A 19717-nucleotide genomic window follows, 5' to 3' on the forward strand; every position below is an offset into this window, starting at 1 on the left:
TGAAATACGGTATTCTGATGTGACAAAACCTGAATCCTGGTCGTTAAAGTGTTTGTTTGCACTCATATTTTAACTGTTCGGACTCAGGTTTTTTTATTTAAATCAAACTATGGGACAGCAGTGGAGTTCATGCTCCCTTTTTATTTTATCGTATCCCTTTAAAGAGAGAATTTTCAGATAACAAAAAACTATAAATCGTATTTTCAAATCACTCTTACAATAATATTCGTTTTTCCAAATCAATAAAATAAGCCTATGCTCACTCTTATTGAAAAATACCCGATATGAGAAACAGGTTATGGCTGATCAAAAACGTAAAATTGAAACGATTCGTTGTATTAAAAACTTACAGCTTTCAAATACATTGATTACAGGTCTGGATGATGCAGGACAAGCTGAAGCAATTGCAGAAGCTGTCAGTTCACTTCAAGACCTGGCGGAGCAATGGAACTAAAGCAATTTTATTGAACAGTCGCCATAGGGCTGTTCAAGCCTTTAGGCAGAACAATTTTGAATAAATAAAAGCGAGATCAAAAATTTGATACAAAGTTTTCATCAGTGCGCTGTTTTTCTGGTATTTAATATCGACATAAAATTTATGAAGATTTTTAAATCGTGAGATATTTCTGCATAATATCCTTATTATCTCTGCATTTTTTAAGAAATGAGTGATTTATCTTCACAGTTTCTCTGCAATTTTTTCGTACATTAGCATTATTGAAATTAATAAATTTTCTATGAGGGTTCAACATGAAAAAGATTTTGACAATTTTGGCAATCTCTTTCAGTGCATTGATGGCAAACAGTGTAACCACTGCTGCACCTCATGAGAAACACGATAACAATCGTGGGTGGGATCAACCCCGTTATCAGCAGTCGAATAATGGTCGAGATTTTCGTGGCCAGGATGATGACGATGATCGTATGCAAGATAAACGCCGTTTCCGTGAAGAACGCGGGGTAAAACGTTTACAGCAGCATAAATGGCAAACCGGTTATGTCATGCCGCAGCATTATCGGGGTAATGGTTATAAAGTCGATTACAAAAGCCATGACTTGCCAAAACCCTCTCGTAACCAGCAGTGGTACAAAATCAATAACGACTACATTTTAGTGGATACTAACAGTAATAATATTGTGCGTATTCAAGGTTTCTAAACTCAGCTTTAAATTCTCCAAGCTCAAACTCCAGTTTGAGCTTTTTTTATTTTGCATCCATCGTTCATTTTAACAACAAGTCCTTAACTGCAAGTTTTTCAATATTTTACAATCTTCTTTTTTTCTCCATGAATTTCACAATTCAACTATAAAGCTCTCATTTTTTATCTCTACTTTTTAGTTAATTTAGTTTCAACGAAATAACTGTTCTCTCTGAAAATTAGGTGAAAGATATGAAAAAAATTCTAACTACAATTGCGCTTTCTTTATCTGCATTGATGGCGACTTCAGCAATGGCAGCACCGGATCATCGTTATGATGATCATCAACGTTATAACCATGCACCATCGCATCAGGACAAACGTTGGGACAATAATAACCGTTATGACCACAACCGTTATGACAATAAACGTGTAGACCCAAGCCGTGATTGGCGTGCAGGCCAAAACTTCCCGCGTGTATTTAGCTCATCCAGCTATAAAGTCAGCGACCGTGACGCACGCCGCTTACCGGATACCAACCGTTATCAACAGTGGTATAAAGTCAACGGCGACTATGTATTGGTCAATGAACGTACCGACCGTATTGTCCGCATTATCAACTAAAACTGGTTTAAGTTTCCTCTTCCCTAAAAAAACACCTGAATCCGCTTCAGGTGTTTTTTTATTTTTAAGCTTCCCCTCAATCATTTTTTGATTAGAATCACAGAAGGAAATTTTTTAATTTTGAGATAGGTATGCAAACGAATTCATCTGAAACATCACAAAGCACAACTTTGCAATATGTGCATTGGTTTCGACATTCTGCGCCTTATATCAATGCTCACCGCAATAAAACCTTTGTGATTATGTTTGATGGTGAAGCGGTTCAACATGAAAATTTCCAACATATTATTCATGACATTGCCCTACTGCATTCTTTAGGCATTCGTCTGATTCTGGTGCATGGCGCACGTTCGCAGATCAATCAGAACTTAAAAGCCAGTGGCATTCAAACGCCATTTCATAATCATCGTCGTATTACCACACGTGAATCTTTAAGCTGCGTGATGAATGCCGTGGGTTCTATCCGTTTGCAAATCGAAGCGCTGCTTTCGATGGGTCTGGCCAACTCACCGATGTACGGTGCACGTATTGATGTCATTTCAGGCAATTTTGTCACTGCAAAACCTTATGGCATTCGTGATGGTGTGGATTTCCAGCTCACCGGTGAATTACGCACCGTAGATACCGATGCCATTCAACGCCATCTTAAAAACCATAATATCGTATTGCTTGGCCCAACCGGTTATTCCAACACAGGTGAAGTGTTTAATCTGGTCGCGGAAGAAGTTGCCACCAATACCGCTATTTTACTCAAAGCGGACAAGTTGATTTTCTTGGGTAAACAACAAGGCCTAGTGAATGAATTCGGGCAATTGCAACGTGAAATTCCGCCGCATCAGCTCGATCAGCACATTTTGCAATATCAGGACTCCAACCCAGATATTGCGCTGCAATTACGCGGTGCCAAAAATGCCTCACTGCAAGGTGTGCGTCGTGTGCATCTGATTTCTTATACCTATGATGGCGCATTGCTCGAAGAACTGTTCACCCGTGACGGTGCAGGCACCATGATGACCGATGCACATTATGAAGAAGTGCGTACTGCGAATATTCAGGATGTCGGTGGCTTAATGAATTTACTGCGCCCGCTCGAGGCTGAAGGCATTCTGGTCTATCGCTCACGTGAACGATTAGAAAGTGAAATTGAGCAATTTTCGGTGATTGAACGCGATGGCATGATTTTAGCCTGTGCCGCACTTTACCCGATTCCAACTTCAGCCCATGAAATTAAATCGGCGGAGATTGCTTGTGTCGCGGTAGATCCAACCTATCGCAAGTCAAATCGTGGTAGCCAGATTTTGCATTATCTGGAAGACAAGGCAAAAAAAATGGGCATTCAACAACTGTTTGTACTGACCACACGTACCGCGCACTGGTTTGTCGAGCATGGCTTTGAACCCGCGAGTGTCGATGATCTGCCGAATGCACGTCAAGCCTTATATAACTACCAACGTAACTCATTGGTGTTCAAAAAGTCACTTTAAAGTGGCTTTTTTTATGCCGGTTATATCTTTATTTTTTATATCTTTATCTATGCTTTTGCGAATTTTGTGACAATTTGCTTATGCAGTTTTTGCATAACCTTATAACAGCATGAAATTTAAAATTAAATTAAATTAATATCAATAACTTAAACCATTAAGACAGCCTATTTTATTTTTCTTATAAATCACATTTTCACCTAAGTTTTTCTTTTTTTTATTTATCTTTTTTCCTCATTAAGAATTCCTATTTTTTTATTTTTTTCGAAAAAGATAAAGCTTTAGCTTATGTGTTCACTATTCAACACTTCATTGTTGCGGAGCACACATTCATGAGCGCCATTCAAGCAAAATTCTGGGCGAAATCACTGGTCCTTTCTTCAGTAGTTGCTGGCGCAATGATGATGTCAGGTTGTGATAAAAAACAAGCTGAAACGGTCACTTTAAATATCGGTTTCCAAAAATATGGCTTGTTACCCATTATTAAAGAACGCGGCACTTTAGAAACAGCGTTGAAAGACCAAGGCATCAATGTGAAATGGGTCGAATTCCCTGCCGGTCCACAATTGCTTGAAGGCCTAAATGTCGGCAGTGTTTCCTTGGGTGAAGCCGGTGAAGCGCCGCCTATTTTCGCGCAGGCAGCCAATTCGAATCTGGTTTATATCGCCAACCAACCGGAAGCGCCTAAAGCTGAAGCGTTAATTGTGCAAAAAGATTCAGCCATTCAAAGCATCCAGGATTTAAAAGGTAAACGGATTGCCCTGAATAAAGGCTCAAACGTGCATTACTTATTACTTAAATTATTAGAAGCCAATAATCTGAAACTGGATGACATCCAAGTGGTGTATTTACCGCCTTCTGATGCACGTGCGGCATTTGAAAAAGGCGCAGTGGATGCCTGGGTGATTTGGGATCCGTTCTTTGCTGCTGCTGAAAAGCAGATTGGTGCTCGTGTCATTGCGACAGGTGAAAACTTGGTCAGCAATCATCAGTTCTATTTGGCAGACCGTAAATTTGCCGAACAACATCCAGATGTACTGAAAGCAGTCGTCAATGAATTAAACACGACTACACAGTGGGTGTCACAGCATCAAGACGAAGCAACTAAACTTTTGGAAAAACCAACAGGACTCTCTAACGATATCCTGAAAACATCCATTTCCCGCATGGGCTTTGGCGTGCAACCGATTTCAAATGACGTGGTTAAAAAGCAGCAATATGTTGCCGACGCATTCTATAACCAGAAACTTATTCCGAACAAAATCAATATTCAATCCGCAATTTTAGCGAAGTAATGACAGAACAATAGAGGACTCGACTATGACTCAACATCAGCAAGATAACAAAGCAATTACCTGGTTCAAAACATCCAGTCATGGCATGAATGCGATGCTGATTGCTTGCGCGATGTTGGGTTCGAGTGCTGCTTGGGCTGTGGACCCTTCAGTCAAACAACTGCGTGTGGGCTATCAAAAAGCTTCTGTGAATCTGGTGATTGCCAAACAACAAAAGCTGTTTGAACAGGAATTTCCAAACGCAAAAATTTCATGGAATGAATTTCCGGGCGGTCCGCAAATTTTAGAAGCACTGGCTGTCGGTTCGATTGATATCGGTGCCACAGGTGATACACCGCCCGTTTACGCTCAGGCCGGCAACAAGCCATTGCATTATTTTGCTTATGAAACTGCAAAACCTTTGGCTTCTGCCATTTTGGTACCAGGCACTTCCAAAATTACCCAGCTCAGCCAGTTGAAAGGTAAACGCGTTGGGGTTCACCGCGGTTCAAGCTCACATTATTTATTGGTGCAGGCAGTACGCAAAGCGGGCTTGAAATGGACGGATATTCAGCCGGTCTGGTTAAGCCCTGCCGATGCACGTGCCGCTTTCCAGAAAGGTGCCATTGATGCCTGGGCCATTTGGGATCCGTACTATGCGGCTGCCCAAACAGAAGATAAAGCCAAAGTCCTAGCTTCAGGTAAAGGCTTGAGCCCGAATTACACGTTTTATTTAGCCTCTGACAATTTGGTCAAAACACACCCCAAAGCCCTTAAAGGCATTATCCAGAAAATTAACCTTGCGGATAAATGGGTGCAAAGCAACAAGGCTGCAACGGCAACCCTATTTGCCCAAAGCACTGGATTAAAACCAAATGTCAGCCAGACCTTTATCCAGCGTCGTCCTAATCCATCAAGTGCTGCGCCACTCACTCGAAAAGTGATCGCAGATCAGCAAGAACTCGCGAACCGTTTTAGCGAACTCAAGATCATTCCGAAATCTATCCACATTCAGCAAGCCGTTTGGGCAGGCAAATAATCTAAGGATCAAAGCAATGAAAATTTTCTGGTTTATTCCTACGCATGGTGACAGTCGTTATTTAGGCACAAGCAAAGGCGCGCGTCAGGTCGATCATGCTTATATGAAACAGATTGCCGTAGCCGTAGATAACTTAGGTTATGAAGGTGTACTGATTCCAACCGGTCGTTCATGTGAAGATCCATGGATCACAGCAGCCAGCCTGATTGATGCGACCAAAAACCTGAAATTTCTGGTGGCATTACGTCCAGGGGTTACGACTCCTGCACTGGCTGCGCGTATGGCTGCAACTTTTGATCGTTTATCGAATGGCCGTGTATTGCTTAACCTGGTCACCGGTGGTGATGAACAAGAGCTGAAAGGTGATGGTGTCTATGAAAATCATGCCACACGTTATCAAACAGCAGCGGAATACACCAAAATTTGGCGTGAAATTTTAAAACGTTCACACACAGGTGAATCATTTACTTTCCACGGCGACCGCTTACAAGTAGAAGATGCCAAACTGCTTTATCCACCCGTGCAAAAACCATATCCGCCTCTTTGGTTTGGTGGTTCTTCAGATGCAGCAGTAGATTTAGCAACTGACCAAGTCGACACTTACCTGACTTGGGGCGAGCCACCCGCAGCAGTGAAAGAAAAAATTGAAAATGTCAGAGCCAAAGCTGTAGCTAAAGGTCGTCGTTTAAATTACGGTATCCGTTTACACGTGATTGTACGTGAAACCAATGAACAGGCATGGGCTGCTGCTGAAGAACTGATTCAATATGTGGATGATGCCACCATTCAAGCGGCACAAAAGAAATTCAAACAAATGGATTCGGTGGGTCAACGTCGCATGGCTGAACTGCATAATGGCGATCGTAGCAAACTTGAAGTCTCTCCAAACCTTTGGGCAGGTGTCGGTCTTGTTCGTGGTGGCGCAGGTACAGCATTGGTCGGTGATCCACAAACCGTGGCTGACCGCATTCAGGAATATGCTGATTTGGGTATTGATACCTTTATTTTCTCAGGCTATCCACATCTTGAAGAATCCATTCGTTTTGCCGAACTGGTGTTCCCACTGCTTCCATTAGAAGTCCGTCAAAAACTGGCGCAACCAAATTTGACCGGTCCTTTTGGTGAAATCGTGGCAAATAACTATGTGCCAGATGAGACGAAAAAAGAAGTGAAAACTCAGGAGCCGGCTTAATGAGTAAAAGCATTTCTGCTGAAAGCTTGGCCAAAACCAAGGTTTCACGTGGAACACAATTCGGGCAGCATCTGCTGCCCTGGTTGTTCCCGATCGCACTGATCGCGATTTGGCAAATTGCATCTGGTAGCGGGCTTTTGGAAAGCCGTATTTTGCCGGCACCGAGTGCGGTGGTGACTGCATTCTGGAATCTGTTGATCAGTGGCGAGCTTTGGCAACATGTTCAGATCAGTGCCGGACGTGCCCTGCTTGGTTTATTGGTCGGTGGTGGCTTAGGTTTATTACTCGGTCTGCTGAATGGTTCTTCGAAAATGGCATCCACCCTGCTGGATACCACTTTACAGATGATCCGTAACATTCCAGCTTTGGCTTTAATTCCTTTGGTGATTTTATGGTTCGGGATTGATGAATCTGCCAAGCTGTTTTTAGTCGCTGTTGGCGTATTCTTTCCAATTTATATCAATACCTATCATGGGATTCGCTCGGTTGACCCCCAACTCATTGAGATGGGTAAAAGTTACGGTTTAACCCGCTGGCAGCTGTATAAAGAAATTATTTTACCGGGTGCAATGCCTTCGATTCTGGTCGGTTTACGCTTTGCATTGGGTTTGGTTTGGGTGCTGCTCATCGTTGCAGAAACCATTTCCGCACAATCAGGCATTGGCTACATGACCATGAATGCACGTGAGTTTTTACAAACTGATGTCGTGTTAGTGGGTATTTTACTCTACGCCCTGCTTGGAAAATTGGCAGATGTATTGGCAGTAGGCTTGGAAAAATACTTGCTGCGTTGGCATGCCGGATATCAAAAATAAGGAATAAGTCATGACTGATTTAAGTATAGGGCGACATGTAGCTGAGGATCCAACTGCACCAGAACAGCCAGCCACTGCAGACATCAATCCAGCAGCGGTGGTCGGTGCAGAAATTCTGATTGAGCAACTGCATAAATTCTATGGTGATGTTACGGTTCTAGAAGATTTAGACCTGCATATTCAACCCGCTGAATTCCTTGCAATTGTTGGTCGTAGCGGATGTGGTAAAAGTACCCTGCTACGTCTGATAGCGGATTTAGAACAACCGAGCTATGGTGAAATCAAGTTTAAATCGGCACGACATATTCGCGAAGGCATTACCAGTGATGACATTCGTGTCATGTTCCAGGATCCGCGACTTTTGCCGTGGCGTAGCATTGAACAAAATGTACAATTGGGTTTAGCCAAAGAACATCAAGGCAATGCCTCTGCCCTGTTAGAAAAAGTCGGATTGAAAGAGAAAGCCAGATTGTGGCCTTCACAACTTTCCGGTGGTCAACGTCAGCGTACCGCGCTTGCACGCGCATTGTCACATAAACCTCGCATCTTGCTGTTAGATGAGCCACTCGGTGCACTGGATGCGTTAACCCGTTTAGACATGCAGAGCCTGATTGAGAAACTCTGGCATGAGCAAGGCTTTACCGCCATTTTGGTGACCCATGATGTCAGTGAAGCAGTACAACTGGCCGATCGCATTATTTTGCTCGATAAAGGGCATATCGCTAAACAATTTAAAGTGGATTTACCACGACCACGTAAAAAAGATTACGCTTTTACCGAGTTAGAGCAACAAGTTCTCAATGCTGTATTGGCAACATGATTTTTTATATTTGAAATGAGCACATTCTGACAATCGGTTTGGGCTCATCTCCATGATCAGGCTGTCTAAACCTCATCTTATTCTTTAATTATTTTAATCACTCATTTATCAATCTAGTCTTTAACTTAAGTATTCAACAAAATATAAAAATTCAATCTTATTGAATTATTTAACGATCTTTATTGAGCTATTTTCTGCCCTATTTTAAAGCATCTTTTTACATTGCTCGAAAACTTGGCAATTTAATAGCTGATCTAAAAAATAAATCGCCAATATTCATAAAATTAAAACTTTTGCCTGTGCACAAATCTGATGATTTGCCGTACAATTTAGGGTTCCACTTTTAATTGTTTTTAAATGGCCAATGGAACAAAAAAAGAGTACTCAAAAACGACATCAACTGCTAAATGCAGCACTGGATGTATTTTCCCTTTACGGTTTTAATGGGGCAAGCTTAGACGAGATTGCTCAAATTGCTGAAATGCACAAATCCAATATTTTCTATTATTATGAAAATAAGGAAGCATTGTACGTTGAAGTACTCACCACGGTATTACAAAAGTGGCTTGCTCCACTGCAAATGCTAGAAACAGAGCTTGAGCCTGAAGAAGCGATCACCAATTATTTATTGCAAAAAATTGAGGTTTCGCGTACCCAGCCGAAAGCATCTCGACTGTTTGCTTTGGAAGTGATTCAAGGTGCGCCGCATATTTTGCCAATTTTAAAAGGTCCGCTCAAGAAACTGGTGAAGCGTAAAGCCAAAGTCATTACCATGTGGCAAGATCAAGGTAAAATTGCCAAGGAAATTGATCCTGAGCTTTTAATTCTGAATATTTGGGCCATTACCCAAAACTATGCAGATTTTGCGACTCAAATGGAAATGGTCACTGGTAAAACCTTACGTAACCGTAGTATGCAGCAGCGCATCATCCAGCATACTGTCCATATGATGTTATACGGCGTTATTCCTCGCCCATAATTCTTGAATTATCGTCTAGATAATTTTGGCATACGACCATAGACAACTATGGTCGCCGAATTTCCAAATCCATTCTGCTTATTTGATCGTTTGATATAATTTTAATAATTTTTGCGCACCCAATAATAAATTGTCTTCCCAATCCAAATGCGCTGTTTCATCCGCCCCATCAGTAATATATTTCACTGAAATCAATCGCACGCCCAGCTTCTTGCAGACCTTCGCAATTGCGTAGCCTTCCATATCCACCAAATGACAGGGTACTTTCGGCGTACCTGTTTCAAAGCTATCACCAGTTCCGCAGATGCCTTTGTCTAGGTGCTGAAAATAAGACTCTAAATGAATTTCTGCAGGATGGTCATCATCCATAGGGGTAACACCGACTTTAAAGCCCAAGGGTGAAACATCCATATCACGTTGCACAAAAGTCGTCACTTCAACCAAGGCATGCGCATCAAATTGAGAACTTCCCGCTGAACCCAAATTGAGTAAGGTTTTACAACCAGTTTTCTGAATCACTTCAAAGGCTTTAAAGGCAGCATTGACTTTACCAATACCACTGTAATGCACTTGAATTCCCGCCTGTTCAAACAAACCTTTCGATTCATTGGGAAGTGCCATGATTAAAGCCAAATCTGACATTGCAGTACCTTATTTATTTGCCAACTCAAAACTGCACCCATTAGAAAAGAATTAGAGGAAGAGTGCAAATTTAAAAATCTGCTCTGAATCAACCTGTATTTTTGATCTTTCTACACCGCTATTTTTAGCCAGATATCCGATAATTTTTTTGGATGAAAACACAACAACAAGACGAACGCTCAAGATTATGGCAATATATAGCCCTGATAATTTTTCACTTATTGATTCGCCCATGAAGCTGCTCCGCCTGAATGCTTTAGCGCCAAATTTTCAATTGCCAAAAACTGCCGCTACGATTGGTAATTTTGACGGTGTACATTTGGGCCATCAGGCAATGATTACACAATTAAAACAACTCGCCGCAGCACAAAATTTAAAAACCCTGGTGATGATTTTTGAGCCACAACCGCTTGAATTTTTTAAGGGTTATGAAGCCCCGCCTAGAATTAGTTCATTGCGTGAAAAAGTCGAATACTTAACCGAACTGGGTGTCGACTATATTGCGATTGCAAAATTTGATAATCATTTCCGTAGCTTAGATGCTGAAAGCTTTGCCGGTATTCTCAAACAAAAACTCAATGCGGAACATCTGGTTCTGGGCGACGATTTCCATTTCGGTAAAAACCGTCAAGGCAATAGTGAATTTTTGCGAGCTTACGGTTTTCAGGTCACCAACTTGCATACCATTGCATTGGAAGGACACCGTGTCAGCTCGACCAGGATTCGTCATACCTTGCAAGCGGGTGATTTAGCTTTGGCTGCCAAATTATTGGGTCGTCCGTATAGCATCACCGGCCGGGTACAATATGGTGATCAGATTGGGCGTACCATTAATTTTCCAACCATCAACATCCGTCTAAACCGTCATAGACCCTGTTTAAACGGGATTTACGGCGTAGAAGTACTGTGTAAAACTGAATCTTTAAAAGATAAAGTAAAAGCTGAAAGTCCTGAGAAATTGGGGATTCCAGGCTATGAACCCACTGCCCTGTTTGGTGCAGGACATGTTGGGACACGACCAGCCATCAAACAGGAACATCCAGAATGGCGATTAGAAGTACATTTTCCTGATGTTTCTGCTAATCTGTATGGCCTGTTAATGCGGGTGACGTTCTTGAACTATTTACATGGTGAAAAGGACTACCCTTCGCTTGAAGCATTGAAAGCGGGAATTGATGATGATGTTGAGAAACTGCTTGAGTTTCGACAAAACACTCCCAATTTTCCCTTTTAAATCCCACATTTTTTATTGTAAAACGCGTCAGCCTAAGACTGATTAAATTGGAAGACAACTTGCATGAGCGATAAGCAAACTCCTGAAAATGCAGTGGATTATAAAGCCACGCTAAACCTCCCAGGTACTGAATTTGCAATGAAAGCAAATCTCGCAGTACGTGAAGCAAAATGGTTAGAAGAGTGGTATGCCGACAACATTTATCAGCAGATTCGCGCATCGCGTATTGGCAAGAAAAAATATGTGCTTCACGATGGCCCTCCATACGCAAATGGTCAAATCCATTTAGGTCATGCGGTAAACAAAGTACTCAAAGACATCATCATCAAAAGCCGGATTATGGATGGCTTTGATGCACCCTATGTTCCGGGTTGGGACTGTCACGGTTTGCCGATTGAACTTAAAGTTGAAGAAAAAGTCGGTAAAGTTGGCGTTAAAGTCGATGCTGCAACGTTCCGTAAACATTGCCGCGAATATGCCTACACTCAAGTCGAATTACAGAAAAAAGACTTTGTGCGTATGGGTGTGTTTGGTGATTGGGACAATCCTTACCTGACCATGAATTTTGCCCAAGAAGCCAATATCGTGCGTTCATTGGGTGAAATCCAAAAACAAGGTCATATCCAGCCGGGTCTTAAACCAGTCAACTGGTGTTTGGACTGTGGTTCTGCATTGGCTGAAGCTGAAGTTGAATATGAAGATAAAAAATCTGATGCTATCGATGTGGGTTTCACTGTTGTTAATTTAGCAGATTTATCAGCACGTTTAGGTGTTGAGGTTAAAAACTCAACCGACATCGTGATCTGGACAACGACGCCGTGGACCATTCCTGCGAATCAGGCGGTTGCCCTGCATGCTGATATTGAATATCAACTGGTTACAGCACGTGGCGACGAAAAAGCAGCACAAAACTTTATCTTGGCTAAAGATTTGGTTGAATCTGCAACTGAACGTTATGGCTTTACCACCGTTGAAGTGATTGCTGATTTTACCGGTAGCAAACTTGAGAACTTGGTTCTACAACATCCTTTAATTACTGAACGTCAGGTTCCAGTGATTTTAGGCGAACACGTCATTGCAACCAGCGGTACCGGTGCAGTACATACCGCACCCGGCCATGGTGTAGACGATTATAAAGTTGGCTTACTGTACAACTTAAAAGTCGATAATCCTGTCGGTGGTAACGGTGTGTATTTACCGACGGCACCTGTTTTCGCAGGCGAACACATCTATAAAGCCAATCCAAAAATTATTGCTGCATTAAGTGAAGCCAACAAGCTTTGGGCACATGTGGTAATCAAGCATAGCTATCCACATTGCTGGCGCCATAAAACCCCGATTATCTTCCGTGCGACCCCACAGTGGTTCATCAGCATGGACGAAAAAGGTTTACGCCAAGGTGCTTTAAACGCGATTGAAAACGAGATCAGCTTCGTTCCAGATTGGGGTAAAAACCGTATTGAGGCGATGATTGAAGGTCGTCCGGACTGGTGTATCTCGCGTCAACGTACTTGGGGTGTGCCAATCCCGTTCTTCGTGCATAAAGACACCAACGAATTGCACCCACGTACCCCTGAACTGATCGAAGAAGTTGCCAAACTGATCGAACAGGAAGGTATTGATGGTTGGTATAACCGTGAAGCGAAAGACTTTATCGGTGCTGATGCTGAACATTACAATGCTGTTCGTGACACGCTAGATGTCTGGTTTGACTCGGGTACAACGCACTATGCGGTCCTTCGTCAACGTGAAGAACTGACTGATCCTGCTGATTTGTACCTTGAAGGTTCAGACCAACACCGTGGCTGGTTCCAGTCTTCATTATTAACCTCTATCGCGATTAACAACCGCGCACCGTATAAAGGCTTGTTAACTCACGGCTTCGTGGTCGATGAAAAAGGCCGTAAGATGTCAAAATCAATCGGTAACGTGATCACACCGCAAGACATCATTAAAGATATGGGTGCAGATGGTTTACGTTTCTGGATTGCATCTTCAGACTACCGTTATGAAATGACCGCGGGTAAAGAAATCTTTAGCCGTGCCTCTGATGGTTACCGTCGTATTCGTAACACTTTACGTTTCTTGTTGGCGAACCTGAATGGTTTCCAACCAGCGACTGATGCATTGCCAGTCGATCAGTTGATCGCGCTTGATCAATACATCCTGCAACGTGCAGCAGACGTTCAAAAAACCATCCAGCAAGCCTATGAAGATATGAACTTCCATATCGTGGCAAGTTCGTTGACCAACTTCTGTATTAATGACTTGGGTGGTTTCTACCTCGACATCATCAAAGACCGTCAATACACCACCAAAGCAGACTCGCAAGCGCGTCATTCTGCACAAACTGCCTTGTATCACCTGGTACAAGCTTTTGTCCGCTGGATGGCACCAATCTTGACCTTTACCGCTCAAGAAGCTTGGCCGTTAATTCCGGGTCAAACTGAGAAATACGTATTCACCACTGAATGGTATGACATTCCTGTTGCATCCAAAGCAAACCTTGTTTCAGAAGCGGATTGGCAGACGTTAATCAGCGTTAAATCTGCAGTGAACAAGCAAATTGAAGCAGCGCGTAATGCCAAACTGATTGGTTCGAACCTGTCTGCCAAAGTTGAACTTTGGGCAAATGCTGAATTAAAAGCAGTACTTGATCAACTAAATGATGAACTTCGTTTCGTTCTGATCACATCAACTGTGATTGTAAATGCATTTGATGAAGCACAAGGTGAAGCAACAGATCTTGAAGGCTTACGCGTGAAAGTATCGGCTGCTGAAGGCGAAAAATGTGCCCGTTGCTGGCATGTACTTCCTGATGTAAATACACATCATGAACATCCGGGCCTTTGTTCTCGTTGTATTATTAACCTTCCTACAGGTCAAGGCGAAGAGAGAAAATATGCCTAATCCGCAAACTAAAAAGGGCTTATTCCAGTTCTACCCACACAATCTGGTGTGGGTGGGTTTATCCATTGTCGCGATTATTCTCGACCAATGGACCAAATGGATTGCAGTGACAAATCTGAACTATGCAGATCCTGTTCCTGTACTGCCCTTTTTAAACTGGACATTGCTACATAACTATGGCGCAGCCTTTAGTTTCCTGTCCGATGCCGGTGGATGGCAACGTTATTTCTTTACTTCACTGGCAGGTTTAGTGTCTGTAATTTTTGTATTTTGGCTGATGCGTATGCCGAAAAAAATGGTGATTTTACCGATGGCGATTGCCCTGATTTTGGGTGGTGCGATCGGTAACTTAATTGACCGCGTTTCTTTAGGTTATGTGGTCGATTTTATTCACGTTTACTACAACAACAGCCACTTCCCTGCTTTTAATATTGCAGATAGTGCCATTACCGTGGGAACTATTCTGCTGCTGATCGATACGTTTTTTCTAGAAAAGCAACGTATTCAACGTGCGGAAGCGCAACACAATGACTGAAATTATTAATCCAAACGAAGAAATCCGTATTAATGATGGCTCGAAAGTAGAGCTGCATTTTTCGGTAGCCATTGAAAATGGTGTGGAAATTGATAACACCCGTAGCCGTGAAGAACCGGTCAGTTTGGTGATGGGCGATGGTAGCTTATTACCCGGTTTTGAAAAAGCACTCTTTGGTTTGCGTGCCGGTGACCGTCGTACCGTGAGTCTTCCTCCTGAAGATGCTTTCGGTCCCTGGAACCCTGAAAACGTACAAAAATTTGATACCGTTAAATTCGAACAAACACCGATTGTCGGTCATATGATTGAATTTGAAGATAAAGCCAAACAAAGCTTATTTGGTGTAGTGAAATCAGTCGGTGAAGATATTACCGAAATTGATTTCAATCACCCGCTTGCAGGCAAGGACATTACCTTTGAAGTGGAAATCTTTAAAGTGACCCCTGCCGGTCAGCAAGCTATTAAACTGATGTAAAAGATCATCTAACGCATGATTTTTTAAAAGCTCCTTCGGGAGCTTTTTTATGTTCTGGAGATACAAATCCCTAATATTCAGCCCTTAATAATCATATTAATTTAAACCTTGGCTAGCTTTATAAAAACACAGGTTCAATATGAAAATTCAAATTATTGTCGGTAGTGTTCGTGAAGGTCGTATTGCGATTAAAGTTGCGCGCTGGGTACAACGAAGTATCGAAAGAGCCAATTTCAGTACTGTTCAGGTTGAACTGGTCGATTTAAAAGAATGGAACCTGCCTATTTTTTCAGGTGCACATCCACCGATTACGGGTATTTATGACCAACCGAAACAACAGGAATGGGCAGACAAAATTGCTTCGGGTGATGCCATTATTTTTATTAGCCCTGAATATAACCATGGCTACAGCCCTGCACTCAAAAATGCTTTGGATTACTTAGGCAAAGAATGGCAAGGCAAACCCGCTGCCTATATTGGCTATGGTGCAACCAATGGCTCACGCTCGATTGATCAAATCCGTCAAGTCGGAACCCAACTCGGTTTAGTCGACAGTAATGCTGTGATTGAAATTCGTGACATCTTCTCACGCAATAAAACTGAAGAATTTGAACCGAATGAATTTGATAACAAAAATCTCAGATCTGTTTTGGATAAACTGATTCAATACGTGAATTCCTGATATTTTTTGAGTACCTGTGTAGGTTTAAGCTTACAACAGTTGCCGAATATCTCCACTTTTCACATATTATCCAAAGCGCTATATTTTAATCATACAGGGACAGGAAGTCTCTTAAGCAAAAAACAATAATGATAAGCAATAAACAGCAGGATGCTGATGGGTACGACAGGAGTTATACCTCTAGAATGAATATAAAAAAGCCTCGACAGGATGTCGGGGCTTTTTTTCAAAGTCATTTAATTCTTCTGGTCATTTAATATCGTGATTTAAAGTGAACCCGCCACTTGTCGAAAAGCTCAATTAAACGACCAAAATTTACATCATGCTGAAATATCAAACTTTATAATCAAATTCAGCAAAAACAATTATCCATCATATCTTTATGAATGATTAGAATAGAGTTAAAGATCATTCTAAGCATCATAAGTAAAACAATAAAAATACTTGAGAGAAAAATTATGCAATTAGAACATCATTTTCTGAATGATTACGCCAAAGTATTCATAGCACACCCCGACAACAATGCATGTCATGATTTAGCCCAATATATTGAGAACAATCTTGAAGAGCTGATGCAACAAATCCATCAGCATGGCATCTTGATTTTTCGAGGATTTAACATCCAGCAAACCGATGAATTTCATCAACTTATTGAACAAAAATTCAAGTTACAGCCGTGGAATTCCTTCAATCCCAATATGCCGGGTTGGGTTGCATCATGGATGCGTAAATACAGTGAAAGTATTTTAGGTGCGGGGGATTATCGACGCTATATTGACCGTAATACCGTTCAATTAGGGCCAGTGGAGAATGCTGTACAAGGTCCACATGTGGAAGGTGGTGTCCGTTCTGAACGCTCGCGCTATATAGCTTTATATTGTCAGCAGCCATCAACTTATCTGGCTGAAACTGGCTTTAATAATCTTGAGAAAATTTGGGAAAATTTTCCTGAATCGGTTAAACAAAAATACCAAGGCACTTGGAATCATTTTTCTTATGTCTCATCACGTAAAATTAATTTTATCGATCGGATCTTACTGAAAAAGAGTCCTTTTAGCGTGAGCATACTGCCTGACAAGAAAGCTAAACTGACCTTACAACGCGCACCACTGGTGATTAAGCATCCTGTTACCCAAAAACTGGCGCTACAACCTTGGGCGTTTGCCAATAATACCAATCCATTCGCTTATCAGGCTGCACAAAATTGTTTTAAAAATCGTGGTGATATCCAAATCGATTCCACTGCTGATGATATGCAGCTGACCTGGGAGATTTTCAATCAGCAGGGTCATAAAGTTGAATGGACGGATCAAGAGAAACAAGCCTTTTTTGATGCGATTTATCGGGATGCCCTGTTATTACAATGGCAGAAAGGTGATGTTGCCATTGTCGATAATATTAAAATTGCCCATTGGCGCATGAATGGCGAACAAGGCAACCGTAAGCTCATTCAAATTCAGGCCAATGTATTTAATGCTGATGATCATTATGCTGCGTAATTCTATCAGATGATTTACGTAGATATGTTTTAAAGCCCGACATTTCAAGAAGGGCTTTGGCTGAAATTATTTCGCAGTCATTTTGAGTAATCTGGCATTTTTACCATCTTCAATAACCCAAATTACACCGTCTGGAGCTTCCAGCAAGCCACGGATGCGTTGTTTCATATTTAAGCGCTGGACTTCCTTTACTGGCTTCATTTCGGTATCAACCACCACAATAGCTTCAGAAGATAAGCCACCGATCAGAGCCTTATTTTTCCATGCAGGAAATTGATTGCCCTTATAAAACATCAGGCTCGATGGAGAAATCACAGGCGTCCAGCTGATCTCAGGGGCCTTAAATTCAGGGCGGGTACTATGGTCAGGAATATCTTTCCCATCATAATGATCCCCATTTGAAACAATAGGATAGCCGTAATTTTCAGCTTTTATGATGAGATTGAGCTCATCGCCCCCTTTAGGTCCCATTTCAGCCACCCACAGCTGCCCTTTACTGTCAAATGCAATACAGAGAGGATTACGATGACCCAAAGTCCATACCTGTTTGGCAATCTCGCCTCGGTTCATAAATGGATTCCCTGAAGCAGGTGTACCATCATCATTTAAACGCAATATTTTGCCTAAATTCGATTGCATATCTTGAGCAGGATCAAACTTTTGGCGCTCTCCTGAACTGATCCAAAGCTTGCCATCGGAGCCAAATAACAGCCGATGTCCATAATGCCCCTGACCTTGAACTTTAGGCACTTGTTGCCAAATCGTCCTTAAATTTTTAAGTTGGGGTTGTTGAGGATTAGATAAATCCAATTCACCACGCGCAACCACAGCACCATAACCACCCTGTCCTGCTGCTGCATAGCTGATATAGACTTGATGGTTCTGTGCAAATTGAGGGTGTAATGCAATATCTCCCAAGCCACCTTGTCCACCATAAGCCACTTTAGGAACACCTTTGACTTCGACTTTTTCCTTGGTTTGAGGATCAAATAATTGTAATTTGCCTTTTTTCTCAGTAATCAGTAAACGACCATCTTTTAAAGAGGCAATCGCCCACGGCTCATTAAACTGTGCAATCGTACTAAGTTGATAACTTTGTTGTATTTTTGATGAAGACTGCTGTGTTGACTGCTCCTGTGGAATGCTATTTTGTGCATGACAAGCCGTTAAACCATAAAAAGTTAAACTTAAACATATAATGGCAGCTGGGTGAATTTGGTTCATACTTCATGCTTCTTTAATGAACATCACGACCAATTTAGCATTACCAGACAAACCACTACATATAAAAAAACCAAGTAATCGTAAAAGGATATGATATTTCACTTGAAGAATTGATCAAACCCAATCAGGTTTTCTATGGCTTACTGAATACAGGCTTGATCGCGTTGATTTTTTGCTTGGTAGAGTTGCTGATCTGCTGTTTTCATCAAGCAATCGACACTTTTATAGCAATGTATAGAATCCATAATGGCCACGCCTACACTAATCGTAATAGAGTCTTTTCCATCACTTGGCGATAAAATTTGTGCAGGATCGGTTTATTGAAACCAATATAAATACTGTTTTCTAGACCACCCCGAATATGCTGAAAACTTGAGACCTGAAGGGTAATTACTACATCGGTTTTATTTGGAAAAAATGACACCAATTTAGGTGCCATTTCTGTTTGATGATGTCCCTCTACACCTACTTGCCCAACTTTTGTGAGTAAACGATCATCTACAAATAATTGATAGGCACCATACTGATATGGGATATACAAATAGATTTGTTGGCCTACCGCAGACTCAGGTAATTTAAAATGTTGCTGAAAGGTCGCCAAACCATCTTTCTGCCCTGAAATACTGAGAAATGATGCAGGTAACTGAACTGTTTTAATAGTTTTAGATGGAGAAATCTGAGACTCTTCAGATCCAATAATCAGTTGATTAGGATAATAATTCCATACACCATCAAGTCGTGCATTATGGTGTCTATCAAAATTCAAAGACGTTGATGCATAAACCACTGTACTCAGCAGAAATAGGTATACAGAGAAAATAGCACTGAGAAAAAAGCGGAACATGCAGAAAAGATAAGGAGAGATTAAGTGGAAAAGTATAACATTTAACCTTTAAACAATAAGCTTATTTGATCGACCTAAAATTTAATCTTTGATTCGTAAGATAATTTAATCAAAACAGAAAAATTTACTTTAAATTTTTTAATTTATTTTCCGCACATAAAAAAACACCCCCTTGTATTGAAGGAGGTGTTTTCAGGAATAATGAGCTGGCGATGACTTACTCTCACATGGGTAACCCCACACTACCATCAGCGCAAAGAGGTTTCACTTCTGAGTTCGGGAAGGGATCAGGTGGTTCACTCTTGCTAT

At 41.6% G+C, this 19717-nt stretch carries 21 protein-coding genes and 1 rRNA gene; 16 read left to right on the forward strand and 6 right to left on the reverse strand.

Features of this window, described 5'->3' with window-relative positions:
• Positions 1-298: 298 nt before the first annotated feature.
• The 10 genes from HLH16_RS13605 (at position 299) to HLH16_RS13650 (ending at position 9363) form a co-directional block, all read left to right on the forward strand.
• Complete coding sequence (locus HLH16_RS13605; RefSeq protein ID WP_171529740.1) at positions 299-454, forward strand: hypothetical protein; 156 nt, start codon at positions 299-301, stop codon at positions 452-454.
• A 296-nt stretch (positions 455-750) separates the two neighbouring features.
• Positions 751-1158, forward strand: coding sequence for an RcnB family protein (locus HLH16_RS13610; RefSeq protein ID WP_171529741.1), 408 nt, complete (start codon positions 751-753; stop codon positions 1156-1158).
• Positions 1159-1391: 233 nt separating this feature from the next.
• Positions 1392-1763: an RcnB family protein gene (locus HLH16_RS13615; RefSeq protein WP_171529742.1), complete on the forward strand. Its 372-nt coding sequence runs from the start codon at positions 1392-1394 to the stop codon at positions 1761-1763.
• 131 nt (positions 1764-1894) lie between these two features.
• Positions 1895-3247: an amino-acid N-acetyltransferase gene (gene argA, locus HLH16_RS13620; protein ID WP_171529743.1), complete on the forward strand. Its 1353-nt coding sequence runs from the start codon at positions 1895-1897 to the stop codon at positions 3245-3247.
• 329 nt (positions 3248-3576) lie between these two features.
• Positions 3577-4539, forward strand: a complete 963-nt coding sequence (locus HLH16_RS13625; protein WP_171529744.1) for a sulfonate ABC transporter substrate-binding protein — start codon at positions 3577-3579, stop codon at positions 4537-4539.
• 85 nt (positions 4540-4624) lie between these two features.
• A complete protein-coding gene (locus tag HLH16_RS13630; RefSeq protein ID WP_250850281.1) occupies positions 4625-5557 on the forward strand; it encodes a sulfonate ABC transporter substrate-binding protein in 933 nt (310 codons plus the stop codon).
• A 16-nt stretch (positions 5558-5573) separates the two neighbouring features.
• Positions 5574-6749 (forward strand): FMNH2-dependent alkanesulfonate monooxygenase, encoded by a 1176-nt coding sequence (gene ssuD, locus HLH16_RS13635; RefSeq protein ID WP_171529746.1) that lies wholly within the window; start codon positions 5574-5576, stop codon positions 6747-6749.
• Positions 6749-7564: an aliphatic sulfonate ABC transporter permease SsuC gene (gene ssuC, locus HLH16_RS13640; RefSeq protein ID WP_171529747.1), complete on the forward strand. Its 816-nt coding sequence runs from the start codon at positions 6749-6751 to the stop codon at positions 7562-7564. The genes ssuD and ssuC overlap by 1 nt, the downstream gene beginning before the upstream one ends.
• Positions 7565-7574: 10 nt before the next feature.
• Complete coding sequence (locus tag HLH16_RS13645) at positions 7575-8384, forward strand: ABC transporter ATP-binding protein (RefSeq protein WP_171529748.1); 810 nt, start codon at positions 7575-7577, stop codon at positions 8382-8384.
• Positions 8385-8748: 364 nt separating this feature from the next.
• The gene (locus HLH16_RS13650) at positions 8749-9363 is read left to right on the forward strand and encodes a TetR/AcrR family transcriptional regulator (RefSeq protein ID WP_131288502.1); all 615 of its coding nucleotides are present in this window, start codon (positions 8749-8751) and stop codon (positions 9361-9363) included.
• Between the two features lie 78 nt (positions 9364-9441).
• On the opposite strand, the gene HLH16_RS13655 is transcribed toward HLH16_RS13650, so the two are convergent.
• Together HLH16_RS13655 and HLH16_RS13660 are read right to left on the reverse strand one after the other, a co-directional pair.
• A complete protein-coding gene (locus tag HLH16_RS13655) occupies positions 9442-10005 on the reverse strand; it encodes a phosphorylase family protein (RefSeq protein ID WP_171529749.1) in 564 nt (187 codons plus the stop codon).
• A gap of 51 nt (positions 10006-10056) precedes the next feature.
• The gene (locus HLH16_RS13660; RefSeq protein ID WP_171529750.1) at positions 10057-10239 is read right to left on the reverse strand and encodes a hypothetical protein; all 183 of its coding nucleotides are present in this window, start codon (positions 10237-10239) and stop codon (positions 10057-10059) included.
• Here HLH16_RS13660 and ribF point away from each other — a divergent pair.
• The 6 genes from ribF (at position 10238) to HLH16_RS13690 (ending at position 17340) form a co-directional block, all read left to right on the forward strand.
• On the forward strand, positions 10238-11239 hold the full coding sequence (gene ribF / locus HLH16_RS13665) for a riboflavin biosynthesis protein RibF (RefSeq protein ID WP_171529751.1): 1002 nt from the start codon (positions 10238-10240) through the stop codon (positions 11237-11239). The two genes, HLH16_RS13660 and ribF, sit on opposite strands and share 2 nt — an antisense overlap.
• Positions 11240-11302: 63 nt before the next feature.
• A complete protein-coding gene (ileS, locus tag HLH16_RS13670) occupies positions 11303-14149 on the forward strand; it encodes an isoleucine--tRNA ligase (protein WP_171529752.1) in 2847 nt (948 codons plus the stop codon).
• Entirely contained in the window at positions 14142-14684 is a 543-nt protein-coding gene (gene lspA, locus HLH16_RS13675; protein ID WP_171529753.1) for a signal peptidase II, read from the forward strand. The genes ileS and lspA overlap by 8 nt, the downstream gene beginning before the upstream one ends.
• Positions 14677-15159, forward strand: coding sequence for an FKBP-type peptidyl-prolyl cis-trans isomerase (locus HLH16_RS13680; RefSeq protein WP_131288513.1), 483 nt, complete (start codon positions 14677-14679; stop codon positions 15157-15159). Before lspA ends, HLH16_RS13680 begins: the two co-directional genes overlap by 8 nt.
• A gap of 139 nt (positions 15160-15298) precedes the next feature.
• Entirely contained in the window at positions 15299-15841 is a 543-nt protein-coding gene (locus HLH16_RS13685; protein ID WP_171529754.1) for an NADPH-dependent FMN reductase, read from the forward strand.
• Between the two features lie 458 nt (positions 15842-16299).
• Positions 16300-17340 carry a TauD/TfdA dioxygenase family protein gene (locus HLH16_RS13690; protein WP_171529755.1) on the forward strand — a complete coding sequence of 347 codons (1041 nt, stop codon included), beginning with the start codon at positions 16300-16302 and terminating at the stop codon, positions 17338-17340.
• Between the two features lie 66 nt (positions 17341-17406).
• Here the strand turns inward: HLH16_RS13690 and HLH16_RS13695 are convergent, their stop codons facing one another.
• The 4 genes from HLH16_RS13695 to rrf all read right to left on the reverse strand — a co-directional run.
• Positions 17407-18564 (reverse strand): PQQ-dependent sugar dehydrogenase, encoded by a 1158-nt coding sequence (locus tag HLH16_RS13695; RefSeq protein WP_171529756.1) that lies wholly within the window; start codon positions 18562-18564, stop codon positions 17407-17409.
• 140 nt (positions 18565-18704) lie between these two features.
• On the reverse strand, positions 18705-18809 hold the full coding sequence (locus HLH16_RS13700) for a hypothetical protein (protein ID WP_171529757.1): 105 nt from the start codon (positions 18807-18809) through the stop codon (positions 18705-18707).
• 11 nt (positions 18810-18820) lie between these two features.
• On the reverse strand, positions 18821-19330 hold the full coding sequence (locus HLH16_RS13705) for a hypothetical protein (RefSeq protein WP_171529758.1): 510 nt from the start codon (positions 19328-19330) through the stop codon (positions 18821-18823).
• Positions 19331-19612: 282 nt separating this feature from the next.
• Positions 19613-19717 (reverse strand): 5S ribosomal RNA (gene rrf, locus HLH16_RS13710); the annotation flags it as partial.

Origin of the sequence: Acinetobacter sp. ANC 5378, from assembly GCF_013004315.1 — a bacterium.
In the GTDB taxonomy this organism is placed as follows: Bacteria; Pseudomonadota; Gammaproteobacteria; order Pseudomonadales; family Moraxellaceae; genus Acinetobacter.

What these genes read in the sequence shown, in the direction of transcription:
- ileS (WP_171529752.1), top strand. Translation starts at nt 11,303, where the DNA reads ATGAGCGATAAGCAAACTCCTGAAAATGCAGTGGATTATAAAGCCACG.
- HLH16_RS13680 (WP_131288513.1), top strand. Translation starts at nt 14,677, where the DNA reads ATGACTGAAATTATTAATCCAAACGAAGAAATCCGTATTAATGATGGC.
- ribF (WP_171529751.1), top strand. Translation starts at nt 10,238, where the DNA reads ATGAAGCTGCTCCGCCTGAATGCTTTAGCGCCAAATTTTCAATTGCCA.
- HLH16_RS13700 (WP_171529757.1), bottom strand. Translation starts at nt 18,809, where the DNA reads ATGGATTCTATACATTGCTATAAAAGTGTCGATTGCTTGATGAAAACA.
- lspA (WP_171529753.1), top strand. Translation starts at nt 14,142, where the DNA reads ATGCCTAATCCGCAAACTAAAAAGGGCTTATTCCAGTTCTACCCACAC.
- HLH16_RS13655 (WP_171529749.1), bottom strand. Translation starts at nt 10,005, where the DNA reads ATGTCAGATTTGGCTTTAATCATGGCACTTCCCAATGAATCGAAAGGT.
- HLH16_RS13690 (WP_171529755.1), top strand. Translation starts at nt 16,300, where the DNA reads ATGCAATTAGAACATCATTTTCTGAATGATTACGCCAAAGTATTCATA.
- HLH16_RS13650 (WP_131288502.1), top strand. Translation starts at nt 8,749, where the DNA reads ATGGAACAAAAAAAGAGTACTCAAAAACGACATCAACTGCTAAATGCA.
- HLH16_RS13625 (WP_171529744.1), top strand. Translation starts at nt 3,577, where the DNA reads ATGAGCGCCATTCAAGCAAAATTCTGGGCGAAATCACTGGTCCTTTCT.
- HLH16_RS13660 (WP_171529750.1), bottom strand. Translation starts at nt 10,239, where the DNA reads ATGGGCGAATCAATAAGTGAAAAATTATCAGGGCTATATATTGCCATA.
- ssuC (WP_171529747.1), top strand. Translation starts at nt 6,749, where the DNA reads ATGAGTAAAAGCATTTCTGCTGAAAGCTTGGCCAAAACCAAGGTTTCA.
- HLH16_RS13685 (WP_171529754.1), top strand. Translation starts at nt 15,299, where the DNA reads ATGAAAATTCAAATTATTGTCGGTAGTGTTCGTGAAGGTCGTATTGCG.
- HLH16_RS13630 (WP_250850281.1), top strand. Translation starts at nt 4,625, where the DNA reads ATGAATGCGATGCTGATTGCTTGCGCGATGTTGGGTTCGAGTGCTGCT.
- HLH16_RS13605 (WP_171529740.1), top strand. Translation starts at nt 299, where the DNA reads ATGGCTGATCAAAAACGTAAAATTGAAACGATTCGTTGTATTAAAAAC.
- HLH16_RS13610 (WP_171529741.1), top strand. Translation starts at nt 751, where the DNA reads ATGAAAAAGATTTTGACAATTTTGGCAATCTCTTTCAGTGCATTGATG.
- HLH16_RS13645 (WP_171529748.1), top strand. Translation starts at nt 7,575, where the DNA reads ATGACTGATTTAAGTATAGGGCGACATGTAGCTGAGGATCCAACTGCA.
- argA (WP_171529743.1), top strand. Translation starts at nt 1,895, where the DNA reads ATGCAAACGAATTCATCTGAAACATCACAAAGCACAACTTTGCAATAT.
- ssuD (WP_171529746.1), top strand. Translation starts at nt 5,574, where the DNA reads ATGAAAATTTTCTGGTTTATTCCTACGCATGGTGACAGTCGTTATTTA.
- HLH16_RS13695 (WP_171529756.1), bottom strand. Translation starts at nt 18,564, where the DNA reads ATGAACCAAATTCACCCAGCTGCCATTATATGTTTAAGTTTAACTTTT.
- HLH16_RS13615 (WP_171529742.1), top strand. Translation starts at nt 1,392, where the DNA reads ATGAAAAAAATTCTAACTACAATTGCGCTTTCTTTATCTGCATTGATG.